General features: G+C 53.5%; 13 protein-coding genes. 2 read left to right on the top strand and 11 right to left on the bottom strand.

The window, feature by feature from the left end; translation table 11 throughout:
- Positions 1–47: 47 nt before the first annotated feature.
- The 8 genes from HALTITAN_RS16540 to zapE form a co-directional block, all read right to left on the bottom strand.
- Complete coding sequence (locus HALTITAN_RS16540; protein WP_009287785.1) at positions 48–554, bottom strand: ClpXP protease specificity-enhancing factor; 507 nt, start codon at positions 552–554, stop codon at positions 48–50.
- A 66-nt stretch (positions 555–620) separates the two neighbouring features.
- The gene (sspA, locus tag HALTITAN_RS16535; protein ID WP_007114711.1) at positions 621–1,247 is read right to left on the bottom strand and encodes a stringent starvation protein SspA; all 627 of its coding nucleotides are present in this window, start codon (positions 1,245–1,247) and stop codon (positions 621–623) included.
- 149 nt (positions 1,248–1,396) lie between these two features.
- Positions 1,397–2,164: a cytochrome c1 gene (locus HALTITAN_RS16530; RefSeq protein ID WP_009287784.1), complete on the bottom strand. Its 768-nt coding sequence runs from the start codon at positions 2,162–2,164 to the stop codon at positions 1,397–1,399.
- A complete protein-coding gene (locus HALTITAN_RS16525) occupies positions 2,164–3,423 on the bottom strand; it encodes a cytochrome b (RefSeq protein ID WP_009287783.1) in 1,260 nt (419 codons plus the stop codon). Before HALTITAN_RS16525 ends, HALTITAN_RS16530 begins: the two co-directional genes overlap by 1 nt.
- The gene (gene petA, locus HALTITAN_RS16520; RefSeq protein WP_022523917.1) at positions 3,423–4,022 is read right to left on the bottom strand and encodes a ubiquinol-cytochrome c reductase iron-sulfur subunit; all 600 of its coding nucleotides are present in this window, start codon (positions 4,020–4,022) and stop codon (positions 3,423–3,425) included. The genes HALTITAN_RS16525 and petA overlap by 1 nt, the downstream gene beginning before the upstream one ends.
- A 208-nt stretch (positions 4,023–4,230) precedes the next feature.
- Complete coding sequence (gene rpsI / locus HALTITAN_RS16515; protein WP_022523918.1) at positions 4,231–4,620, bottom strand: 30S ribosomal protein S9; 390 nt, start codon at positions 4,618–4,620, stop codon at positions 4,231–4,233.
- 13 nt (positions 4,621–4,633) lie between these two features.
- The gene (gene rplM / locus HALTITAN_RS16510; protein WP_022523919.1) at positions 4,634–5,062 is read right to left on the bottom strand and encodes a 50S ribosomal protein L13; all 429 of its coding nucleotides are present in this window, start codon (positions 5,060–5,062) and stop codon (positions 4,634–4,636) included.
- Positions 5,063–5,246: 184 nt separating this feature from the next.
- Positions 5,247–6,443, bottom strand: a complete 1,197-nt coding sequence (gene zapE / locus HALTITAN_RS16505; protein ID WP_027959092.1) for a cell division protein ZapE — start codon at positions 6,441–6,443, stop codon at positions 5,247–5,249.
- Between the two features lie 210 nt (positions 6,444–6,653).
- Between zapE and HALTITAN_RS16500 the strand changes: the two genes are divergently transcribed.
- A complete protein-coding gene (locus HALTITAN_RS16500) occupies positions 6,654–7,112 on the top strand; it encodes a Z-ring associated ZapG family protein (RefSeq protein WP_027959091.1) in 459 nt (152 codons plus the stop codon).
- Between the two features lie 54 nt (positions 7,113–7,166).
- Here HALTITAN_RS16500 and HALTITAN_RS16495 read toward each other — a convergent pair whose 3' ends face one another.
- Positions 7,167–7,928: a Nif3-like dinuclear metal center hexameric protein gene (locus HALTITAN_RS16495; protein ID WP_009287780.1), complete on the bottom strand. Its 762-nt coding sequence runs from the start codon at positions 7,926–7,928 to the stop codon at positions 7,167–7,169.
- Positions 7,929–8,056: 128 nt separating this feature from the next.
- Here HALTITAN_RS16495 and HALTITAN_RS16490 point away from each other — a divergent pair, with 128 nt between their 5' ends.
- Positions 8,057–9,322 carry a Do family serine endopeptidase gene (locus tag HALTITAN_RS16490; protein ID WP_022523923.1) on the top strand — a complete coding sequence of 422 codons (1,266 nt, stop codon included), beginning with the start codon at positions 8,057–8,059 and terminating at the stop codon, positions 9,320–9,322.
- A 46-nt stretch (positions 9,323–9,368) separates the two neighbouring features.
- Here the strand turns inward: HALTITAN_RS16490 and hisD are convergent, their stop codons facing one another.
- Both hisD and hisG read right to left on the bottom strand, forming a co-directional pair.
- A complete protein-coding gene (gene hisD, locus HALTITAN_RS16485; protein WP_022523924.1) occupies positions 9,369–10,685 on the bottom strand; it encodes a histidinol dehydrogenase in 1,317 nt (438 codons plus the stop codon).
- Between the two features lie 25 nt (positions 10,686–10,710).
- Entirely contained in the window at positions 10,711–11,364 is a 654-nt protein-coding gene (hisG, locus tag HALTITAN_RS16480; RefSeq protein ID WP_009287778.1) for an ATP phosphoribosyltransferase, read from the bottom strand.
- Position 11,365 lies beyond the last annotated feature (1 nt).

Raw genomic sequence — 11,365 nt, 5'->3', positions numbered from 1 at the left:
CTCGCTTAATAAGCGAGGCTTTTTTGTGGGCGGCACACCCCAGGGTGTTATTTAACGACCCGCAGGGTGGGTTTTTTCTTCGTCTTGCTCTTAGCTTGAGACTCTTTTTCAGACGTATCCGCTGACGCCGTTGAGTCACTGTCACTCTTTTCGGAGACGGGCTCTGTGATCGACAGCTCAGGCTTACTAGAGGGCTTCTCTTCGTCCTCAATAGCGCCAAAAGAGTCGGCTCCATCACCTAGCTCAGGCTCATGACCAAAGACCATTCCTGCACCGTTCTCACGGGCGTAAATAGCGATTAAGGCCGGAGTCGGTATCATTACCTGCATAGGCTGCCCGCCAAAGCGCGCATTAAAGCCTATCGCCTGATTCTCCATAAAAAGATCACGTACTGCAGTCGGCGCCACGTTCAAAACGATCTGACCGTTTTGAACAAACTGACGGGGCACCTCAACGCCAGGCAAGGTAGCATCAACCACCAGGTAAGGCGTTAGCTCATTATCCAGCAACCACTCATAGAGTGCTCGGGCGAGATAGGGGCGACTCGATTTCATCTAGACTCCCTCCTCCTTACAAGAAAGGCTCCCTGCCCTTATCAAGCACAAAGGAGCCAAATGAATTCAAGCGCGCATCTCTTTTTCACGCTCACTTAAAGATGCCTTGAACGCTTCACGCTCGAATACTCGCGACATGTAGGACAGCAGCGGCTTAACCTGCTTCTCGGGCAATTCGATATTGAGTTCCGGCAAACGCCACAATACAGGCGCTAAACAACAATCCACCAGCGTAAACTCTTCGCTCATGAAGTAAGGCATATCCTCGAAAATTGGCGATATGCCGATCAGACTTTCACGCAACTCTTTACGCGCTTTATCTGCCTCTTTCTTTCCACCACTGCGAATCAGGTCGACCATTGGGCACCACTCGCGCTCAATGCGGTGCATCCATAGGCGGCTTTGCGCACGCGCTACTGGATAAACAGGCAATAGCGGAGGATGCGGGAAACGCTCATCCAGGTACTCCATCATAACTTTGGACTCATACAGCACCAAGTCACGATCTAACAGCGTCGGTACGCTGTTGTACGGATTGAGGTCTGCCAGCTCTTCCGGTGGTTTTTCGTCGAGTACATCGACGATGTCGACGGCAACCCCCTTCTCGGCCAGCACAATGCGCACACGATGACTGAAATGATCATCACTGCCTGAGTAAAAGATCATCGACGACCGTTTGGCCACAACACCCATGAAAGCATCCTCACATCAAAACAATCTTGGATAATAACACGCCAGCGCTACCTTAGGGGAAGCCAGCTTGCTTTGCTTTACTGCCATGCTGACAAGCAAAAGGCGCACGACTTACGCCGTGCGCCCCACTGACCATCAGCTACTGCTAATTAGTGGATATCTCGCCAGTACTCGCGCTTGAGCAGGTAAGCAATCACACCAAAAATGAAAATAAAGATCAGTACTTTAGGTGCCAGCGCCTGTGCTTGAAGCTTGGAGGGCTCACCTACATAAGCCAGGAAGTTAGTAAGATCATACATCGCCTCCTCAAATTCCGCAGGTTCGAGCTCCCCCGGTTCGGTCACTTGCAGCACGTTACAAGACTGATACTTGCCCGATAACGCATCCGGTTCTTGCCCTTCTACCGGGTGATCGGTTTCAGCACATACCAGCTCTTGCACGCCCTGCAGAGGCTCTAACACGTTCGGCATTGCCACTAGGTCAAACACCGTATTGTTAACGCCCGTGGGACGGCTAGGATCTTTGTAGAAACCGAGCAAATAAGAGTAAATCCAATCGGTCCCACGCACACGCGTCTTGAGCGACAGGTCGGGCGGCGGCGCACCAAACCAACCCTCCGCATCACCGCTGTTCATGGCGTTATGCATTTGATCGTTGTAAGCCAAATCTGACGAGAAAATCAAATTCTCTTCAACCAAATCCTGAGGCATCCCCAAGTCGTCTGCCGCACGCGAAAAGCGTTGATAGTTAAGCGAGTGACAGCCCATGCAGTAGTTAACATAGAGCTTCATGCCATTTTGCAACGAGGCCTGATCATGCAGATCAGGATCCATCGAGTGAGGCACACTTGCGCCCCCCGCAGCCATCGCGGTTACTGGCACTAAGGCGAAAAGGAGTCCAAATAGATACTTTTTCATTAGCCAGTCACCCTTTCCGGAACGGGTTTAGTCTTCTCCAGCTTGGTGTAGAACGGCATCAAGACAAAGAAGGCGAAATAGATCACGGTGCACGCCTGGGCTAGCAGTGTCCTACCCTCTGTCGATGGCAACACACCTAAAACACCCAGGATGACAAAACTGATAGCAAACAGCAGCAGCATGACTTTCGACATCCAGCCTTTGTAACGCATAGAGCGCACGGGGCTACGATCCAGCCAGGGCAGAACAAACAGGATTGCAATCGCCGCGCCCATAAAGATAACCCCTAGGAACTTGGCGTCTAAACCAAAGACCGAGAAGGTGATGGCGCGGAGAATGGCGTAGAACGGTGTCATATACCAAACGGGGGCAATGTGATCTGGTGTCTGCAGCGGGTTCGCCTGATCAAAGTTAGGCCGCTCAATAAAGTAGCCACCACCTTCGGGGAAGTAGAACACCACTACGCAGAAAACGAACAGGAACACTGCCACACCGACAAGGTCTTTCACCGTGTAGTAAGGGTGGAAAGGAATTCCATCCAACGGCACACCAGCCTCATCCTTCTTCTGCTTGATATCAATGCCGTCCGGGTTATTCGAGCCCACCTCATGCAAAGCAATGATGTGCAGCACAACCAGTGCCAGAATAACGATTGGCAGCGCAACCACATGCAGTGCAAAGAAGCGGTTTAGGGTAATGCCTGAAATAAGGAAGTCACCACGCACCCACTGTGCCAGGTCAGGGCCGATCGCCGGAATCGCTGAGAACAGCGAGATAATCACCTGCGCACCCCAGTAGGACATTTGCCCCCACGGCAGCAGATAACCCATAAAGGCTTCCGCCATTAGCACCAGGTAAATAGTCATGCCGAAGACCCACACTAACTCGCGCGGGGCTTTATAAGAACCGTACAAAAGGCCACGGAACATATGCAGATAGACAACGAGGAAGAAGGCGGAGGCCCCCGTGGTGTGCATATAGCGAATCAACCACCCCCATTCCACATCACGCATGATGTATTCGACGGAATCGAAGGCACCTTCAGCTGAGGGGTTAAAGCTCATGGTCAACCAAACCCCGGTGAGGATTTGGTTGACCAGCGCAAGCAGCGCTAACGAGCCAAAGAAGTACCAGAAATTGAAGTTTTTCGGCGCGTAATATTTGGAGAGGTGCTCTTGCCACATCTGAGTAGCAGGGAAGCGATCATCCACCCAACGCATGAGGCCTTTTTCCGCCTTGGCTTTATTCGGATTACCCATTAGGCAGTCTCCTCATCTTCGCCGACGATAATGATATCGTCATTCTCAAAGCGGTAGGGTGGAACCTCAAGATTGGTCGGCGCAGGAACGTTGTTAAATACGCGACCAGCCAAATCAAAGCGGGAACCGTGGCATGGGCAGAAGAAACCACCCGGCCAGTTATCAACGCCTACGCCCTCTGCGTCGGGTTCAGGCCGGAATAACGGCGAACAGCCTAGGTGAGTACAAATACCGATCAACACCCCAATCTCGGGCTTGATAGAGCGCAATCCACCCTCGATATAAGCGGGCTGTTGTGGCTCTTCCGAATCCGGATCGGCCAGTTGCTCACCGCTCAGCGACTCAGTACGCTCGATCATTTCCGGCGTGCGATTAATGATCCATATTGGCCGACCACGCCACTCAACGGTCATACGCTGCCCAGGCTCAAGCTTGGAAATATCTGCTTGAACGGGAGCACCCGCCGCTCTTGCTTTGGCACTAGGCTGCCAAGAAGCCACAAAGGGTACCGCTACCCCGACAGCACCTACCGCACCCACAACGGAGGTGGCGCCTACGAGGAAACGGCGTCGGCCTTTGTTTACGCCGTTATCTGCCATTTCAGGTTTCTCCCATCAGCTTACCCGTTCCGCCACAAAGGCGTCTTGCGGCGACGAATATTAATTACGCTCTATGGTAAAAAAACAAAGCGCTGTGCACAAGAACAACCGCTCGTGACCATAGTGGTACGAGCAATATAATTTTTTGATATTCCAATAAAAAACGCCCAGGTCGATGACCTGGGCGTTTTTCCGCATAGCGTAAAAATTAACGCTTCGAGAACTGCGGACGACGACGTGCTTTGCGCAGACCGACTTTCTTACGTTCAACTTGACGTGCATCACGCGTTACGTAGCCAGCGGCACGTAGCGAAGGACGCAGGTCTTCATTGTAGTTCATCAGGGCACGTGTAATGCCGTGACGGATCGCACCAGCTTGAGAAGAACCACCACCACCAGCGACAGTCACGAAGATGTCAAACTGGTTCAGGGTTTCAGTCAATTCAAGCGGCTGGCGAACAACCATACGACCGGTAACACGACCAAAGTAGAGGTCAAGGTCTTGGTTGTTGACAGTAATTTTGCCAGAGCCCGGCTTCATAAACACGCGAGCGGTGGAAGTCTTGCGGCGCCCGGTACCGTAATACTGCTGTGTCATGGCGAAGATTTCCTCAGAGGTTCAGTTCAAGCGGCTGTTGGGCAGCATGCGGATGCTCGTCGCCAGCGTACACTTTCAACTTCGTGTACATGGCACGGCCCAAGGGACCTTTCGGCAACATACCTTTAACGGCAGACTCAATGATACGCTCGGGCGCATGATCAAGCATTTTGTCGAATGTCATAGAGCGCAGACCGCCCGGGTAACCAGTGTGGCGGTAATAGGTTTTAGCCTTCGCCTTATTACCAGTTACGTGGACTTTCTCTGCGTTGATCACGACGATGTAGTCGCCAGTATCAACGTGAGGGGTAAATTCGGGCTTATGCTTGCCACGTAGGCGGCGAGCAATCTCGGTTGCCAGACGACCGAGCGTTTTGTCCGTAGCGTCGACTACATACCAGTCGCGCTGGACGGACTGCGGCTTAGCACTGAACGTCTTCATGGATGAAATCACCAGATTAAATGTATTGGGTGACTTACACCGTTGTACGGCGAAGCACCATCCCTATTCTTTTTGGTTGCTGGTTTAACCCAGCAACATGCAGCGAGGCGGCATTCTACAGTAAGGCTACTGACAAGTTAAGCCGTATCGTGACTTTTTTACTGAGCCGACACACCGTCAGGCTTTAAGGCTTATGCGCCAACGCCAAGTACTCCTTGGACTGCATCTCTTGTAGACGCGACAACGTCCGCTGGAACTCGAACGTTAGCTTGCCATCGCTATACAGCTCTTCAATCGGCGCTTCCGCGGACATCAGTAGTTTGACGCCACGATCATAAAACTCATCGACCATATTGATGAAGCGGCGTGCCTGATCATCCTGCTTGGCATTCATACGCCTCACATTGGAAACCAGCACTGTATGAAACTCCCTGGCCAGTTCAATATAGTCATTTTGACTGCGCGGCCCGTCACACAGCTCAAGAAACTCAAACCAGGCGACATCATCATGCAGCCGACGCGTTTTCAACACACGGTGATTTACCTCTAGCGACGCCTGTGACTCGCCTTCGTGCCCGGCTATTTCCCGAAAGCTGCGCGACAGTTCGCGCTCAGCCGCTTCATCCAGCGGCGAGTAGAAGATGGCCGCACGCTCCAATGCGCGCAGTCGATAATCCACCCCAGAATCGACATTAACCACCTCACAATGACGATTCACAAGCTCAATGGCTGGCAAAAAGCGCGCCCGTTGTAGGCCATCTTTATATAAATCATCAGGTACGATATTAGAGGTCGCCACCAATACCACTCCGCGCTCAAATAACGCTTCTAGCAAGTTGGCAAGAATCATCGCATCGGTAATATCTTTGACGAAAAACTCATCAAAGCAAATAACCCGCGCCTCGGTAGCAAACTTGCCCGCGATTAGGGTCAGTGGATTCTTTTCACCTTTGTAGTGGGTCAGCTCGTTATGGACGCGCTGCATAAAGCGGTGAAAATGGGTGCGCATTTTGTCGGGAAAGGGCAAGGCTTCATAAAAGGTATCAACCAAGTAGGTTTTGCCCCGCCCTACTCCACCCCAAAAATAGAGCCCTTGGATATCGGGCAAGACAGGCTCATCAGCCGATGAGGATTTCTTGCCCATGAAACCCGCCACCTTGGCTTTTAACCCTTTATGGAGCCCTTTATTCGCCACCAGAGCTTTGGGAACGGTTGTTGGCGCAGCGACCAGCTCATCATAGAGCCGCTGTAGATGCTTTACGGCCAACTCCTGCGCTGCATCATATTGAAAATCATCGCGCTCCAAGTCCGCCCGATAGCGCTCTATAGGCGATGCAGGGCGCGTTTTTGACGATGCCCTACTCGCAGTTATTGATGACATGCACTCGCCTCCCACAGCATGTAAGGCAGCCGCCAGTACATTACTGACAACCTTGAGAAGGCTGTGATTATACCTGTAGAGACATCTAAGCGCATGAGCGGATTGACCCAACCGGCTGAGTGACGCCTATAATGGCAGCCTGTTTGATTCTTAAGCTGCTAGCATATGCAGCCTCTAAATCATTATATTCAAGGCGCCAGGGAGAACACTGTGGACGCGAGCTCACCATTAACGTTTGCCATAATCGGTTTTATCGTCGGCCTGATCATTGGAGCGGTTGCTTATCGCCTCTTCAGCAAAAGCCAGCGTGAAGCGGCTTCCATGCGCCAAAAGCTACTCGAACGCGAGCACCAGATTGCCGAGATGAAGAGCAGCGTGGGCAGCCATTTAACGGGTATTTATCAACGCCTAAGCAATATCCGCGATGAAGCCAACCAGCTTGAGCTTCAACTGAAAGAGGACGCCGCGGAGTGGGATATTCGCGACGCTGCTATTCAGCCTAGCCTTGATCTCTCGGGTATCGATCCAGCGCGCGAGCAGCAGACGACGGCAGACGCCAGCACCCCTGCGACGCCACGTGACTACGCGGATGGTAAGGGCGGCACGTTGTCAGAAGACTTTGGCTTGAAGAGCAACGAGGCGGCAACACCCCAACCGCCGCGCTACTAATAATGATTGATCAGCCCCGGCTTCTGTTATCGGTGATCCGGGGCATTTAATGCGTTAAGCGGGATTATCAATATCCACAAAGCGGTGCTCAACGCCATACTCATCGCTTAGCCACTCGCCCAGCGCCTGTACTCCATAACGTTCAGTGGCATGGTGCCCGGCGGCGATATAATGAATACCCATCTCCCTCGCCAGGTGAGTGGTTCGCTCGGATATCTCACCCGATACAAATACCTGTGCGCCCGACTCATAGGCGTCGGTGATCATGTCCTGCGCACCACCGGTACACCAGGCGATGCGCTCAATATTTCCCACCTGCGGGGCTTCAATGACCAACGGCTTGCGCTGTAAGGTTTGCGCTATTTGCGCTGCCAGCTCACTGACTGAGTGTGGCTGCGGTAATCGTCCTGACCACAAAAGCCCCTCCCCCAGCGCGCCATCAATGCATCCCTCTACTTTCCACCCCAAGTGACGGGCTAACTCCGCGTTATTGCCCATCTCGGCATGCGCATCCAGAGGCAGATGATACGCTAACAGACTAATGTCATGATCAAGCAGGGTTTTAATCCGCCGCTGCTTCATACCAGTAATCGCCACGGGCTCGTTTTTCCAAAAGTAACCGTGATGCACCAGCACCATATCTGCCTGCCAGGCAACGGCTTCGTCCAGCAGCGCTTGGCAGGCAGTAACACCGGTCATGATGCGCTTGACGTGCTCACTGCCCGCCACCTGTAAGCCATTAATGGTAAAATCTTTAAACTCTGCCGCACGTAACTGATGGTCACAAGCCGCTACTAGTTGATCACGATGAATCATATTGAGTCCTTTATTGATTTAACCGCACCCGTGAGGTAGCTGCTAAGAAAGTGTTACCATAAAACCATTGTAAAACTCGCTGCTTTATATCGCGAACAGCGAGACTGACCCGTTAAGGAATTGATTGCATGCGACGCTACGTGCTGCCTTATCTCTGGCCTGTTATCACTGGCGTACTGCTCGCGGTGGTGATTCTCTTCGCACTCCCCGAGCAGTTACCCAACCCGTTTCGTGACTCGTCGCCTCAAGCCCCCCAAGTCGCCGCGCCGGTCATCTCGACGACACCAGAAGTGGTAGAACCCAACCCTAGTCGCCCTGCGCCTGAAATTCATCAGGCAGCGCCGCTTTCCCGGAACAAAGGCCCCGTCAGCTATGCTCAGGCAGTGGAGCAAGCCGCGCCGGCGGTAGTAAATATCTACTCATCGCGCATCGTTGAGCGCGACCAGCACCCACTGATGTCAGATCCATTTTTTCAGCAATTTTTTGATAACCAGGGAGATGACGCGACGACCCATCAACGCATGCTCTCAAGCTTGGGCTCTGGCGTTATAGTCAGTGAGGACGGCTACGTACTAACCAATCACCACGTCATCAACGGCGCCGATGAAATCCAGGTCGCTCTGCGCGACGGACGCGAAACCCTGGCAGAGGTGATCGGCACAGATCCTGAAAGTGATTTAGCCGTGCTAAGAATTAACCTGGACGATTTGCCAGTCATTGAACTCACAGACTCAGCCGACGTAGCGGTAGGCGACGTAGCGCTCGCTATTGGCAACCCTTTTGGTGTCGGTCAGACGGTCACCATGGGTATTATTAGTGCCACGGGGCGCAATCATTTAGGGCTAAACGCCTATGAAGACTTTATTCAAACAGATGCGGCTATCAACCCGGGTAACTCAGGTGGCGCGCTGGTCAATCCTGAGGGCGCCATGGTCGGCATTAATACGGCTATTTTCTCGCGCTCAGGTGGCTCTCAGGGCATTGGCTTTGCAATTCCCGCCAACCTTGCTCATAGCATTCTCGATGAGCTGGTCACTCAAGGGCGGGTGATTCGAGGCTGGCTGGGCATTGAAGCTCAGGCGCTATCCAGGGAACTGGCGGCCTCCTTTGGATTGCAAACACCCCAAGGTGTGATCGTCGCCGGCGTCGTCAGCGGAGGGCCTGCCGCGGAAGCGGGGCTAGAGCCAGGCGATGTGCTTCTCTCTGTCAATGGCCAGCCTATTCTGGATGCCCGCACCACGATGAGTGAAATCGCCTCTATCGCACCCGGCACCTCGCTACCACTCACCATCGTCCGTAGCGGCGAGCGCCTGGAGATGACCCTCGAAGTGGGCGAACGCCCACTCCCTACCATCCCAATTAATGAAGAGACTCCTGGCCCACGCGACTCGTAGCCTGTTTACAAAACGCGCTGGCGTAGCGCAAAGCGCATTGGCAGTATCAATCGCGAATCCGGTACTCCGCGGAGCGGGCGTGGGCGGTGAGTGATTCACCTCGCGCCAATACCGAGGCGATTTTGCCCAGCTCAGAAGCACCGTCTGCGGAGCAGTGAATAATCGAAGAGCGCTTCTGGAAATCGTAAACCCCCAACGGTGAAGAGAAGCGCGCCGTGCCAGAGGTAGGCAGCACGTGATTTGGCCCGGCACAGTAATCACCCAGCGCCTCGGCGGTGTAACGCCCCATAAAGATTGCCCCGGCATGACGAATATCGTCTAACCACGTCTCGGGGGCAGCCACCGAAAGCTCCAGGTGCTCAGGAGCAATCCGGTTAATCAACGTAATCGCTTCTTGGGCGTCCTGGCAGAGCACTAACGCTCCTCGCTTACGCAGCGACTCACGCACGATCTCTTTGCGCTCTAAGGTCGGCAGTAGCCGCTCAATTGCCGACTCCACAGCATCTAAGTGTCCGGCATCCCAGCTCACCAAGATCGCCTGGGCATCTTCGTCGTGTTCGGCTTGAGAAAATAGATCCATTGCCAGCCAATCGGGATCAGTCTGACCATCGGAAACCACCATAATCTCCGAGGGCCCGGCAATCATATCAATTCCCACCTGACCAAATACTGCACGCTTCGCCGTGGCCACATAAATATTGCCCGGCCCAACTATTTTATCGACTCGAGGAACACTTTCAGTGCCGTAGGCAAGGGCGGCTACGGCCTGAGCGCCGCCGATGGTAAACACATAGTCGACTCCCGCCAAGTGAGCCGCTGCCAGCACCAACTCATTGAGCACGCCATCCGGCGTAGGCACGACCATAACGATTTCGCGCACGCCGGCCACATGGGCAGGAATCGCATTCATCAGCACTGACGAGGGATAGGCAGCTTTGCCGCCAGGAACATAAATACCGGCGCGATCCAGGGGGGCAACTTTCTGCCCCAGTACCGTGCCGTCTGCTTCTTCGTATTGCCAGGAGCTGGGCTTCTGACGCTCGTGGTAGCACTTAATCCGCTCGGCGGCGCTGGAAAGCGCCTCGCGCTGCTCAGCAGGCAAGTTATCAAACGCTCTTTTCAACTGCTCGGGCGTTAACTGCAATTCGTCCATCGAGGTAGCCGCAAGTCGGTCAAAACGATTCGTGGCTTCCACTACCGCAGCATCGCCGCGCTGCTTTACACTGGCAAGAATTTCTTCGACCCGCGCCTGCACCGCTTTGTCAGACACCCCTTCCCAATCTAACAGCGCATCAAGTCGATGGTTAAAGGCATCATCGCTTGTCGATAGGCGTGAAATCGTTGCAGTCGTCTGTTTGCTCATGGGTTCACTCATGGGTCACCTCACATCATTCGGCAAGCTGGGTCTGACGCTTTTTGACCGCACTGTCCAAGCGCTCTAGTAACGGCTTAATACGCTCATGCTTCATGGTCATGGCGGCCTTATTCACCACCAGCCGGGTGCTGATATGGGCAATAAGCTCACGCGGCTCCATACCATTCGCCCGCAGGGTATTGCCAGTATCGACGATATCGACAATTTCATCGGCGAGATTCATTAACGGCGCCAGTTCCATAGCGCCATAAAGTTTGATCACCTCAGCCTGAATTCCCTGCTCGGCGTAGTAGCGTCGCGCCACGTTAACAAATTTCGTTGCCACCCGACGCCGGGCACGGGCTGGCAACTGGCCGGTCACACCCGCGGTCATCAACTTACAGCGGGCAATTTCCAAATCCAACGGCTCATAAAGCCCTTCGACACCGTGCTCAAGCAGCACATCTTTACCTGCGATACCGACATCGGCTGCCCCTAGCTGAACGTAGGTGGGCACGTCGGTGGCACGGATAATCACCAGTTTTACGTCGGGCAAGTTGGTATCAAATAGCAGCTTACGACTTTTGCTTAAATCCTCTGCAGGTGTAATACCCGCATCGGCCAGTAGTGGCAGCGTCTCTTCCAGAATACGGCCCTTCGAGAGGGCTAAAATCAGTTGCTTACTCATC

Origin of the sequence: Vreelandella titanicae BH1 (assembly GCF_000336575.1) — a bacterium.
GTDB lineage: Bacteria > Pseudomonadota > Gammaproteobacteria > Pseudomonadales > Halomonadaceae > Vreelandella > Vreelandella titanicae.
The sequence above is the reverse complement of the archived record's forward strand: the minus strand, read 5'-3'. Positions and strand labels throughout refer to the sequence as shown.

Coding starts and splice junctions, on each gene's coding strand:
- sspA (WP_007114711.1), bottom strand. CDS start 1,247: ATGGGTGTTGTGGCCAAACGGTCGTCGATGATCTTTTACTCAGGCAGT.
- rplM (WP_022523919.1), bottom strand. CDS start 5,062: ATGAAGACGTTCAGTGCTAAGCCGCAGTCCGTCCAGCGCGACTGGTAT.
- HALTITAN_RS16525 (WP_009287783.1), bottom strand. CDS start 3,423: ATGGGTAATCCGAATAAAGCCAAGGCGGAAAAAGGCCTCATGCGTTGG.
- hisG (WP_009287778.1), bottom strand. CDS start 11,364: ATGAGTAAGCAACTGATTTTAGCCCTCTCGAAGGGCCGTATTCTGGAA.
- HALTITAN_RS16490 (WP_022523923.1), top strand. CDS start 8,057: ATGCGACGCTACGTGCTGCCTTATCTCTGGCCTGTTATCACTGGCGTA.
- petA (WP_022523917.1), bottom strand. CDS start 4,022: ATGGCAGATAACGGCGTAAACAAAGGCCGACGCCGTTTCCTCGTAGGC.
- zapE (WP_027959092.1), bottom strand. CDS start 6,443: ATGTCATCAATAACTGCGAGTAGGGCATCGTCAAAAACGCGCCCTGCA.
- rpsI (WP_022523918.1), bottom strand. CDS start 4,620: ATGACACAGCAGTATTACGGTACCGGGCGCCGCAAGACTTCCACCGCT.
- hisD (WP_022523924.1), bottom strand. CDS start 10,685: ATGAGCAAACAGACGACTGCAACGATTTCACGCCTATCGACAAGCGAT.
- HALTITAN_RS16540 (WP_009287785.1), bottom strand. CDS start 554: ATGAAATCGAGTCGCCCCTATCTCGCCCGAGCACTCTATGAGTGGTTG.
- HALTITAN_RS16495 (WP_009287780.1), bottom strand. CDS start 7,928: ATGATTCATCGTGATCAACTAGTAGCGGCTTGTGACCATCAGTTACGT.
- HALTITAN_RS16530 (WP_009287784.1), bottom strand. CDS start 2,164: ATGAAAAAGTATCTATTTGGACTCCTTTTCGCCTTAGTGCCAGTAACC.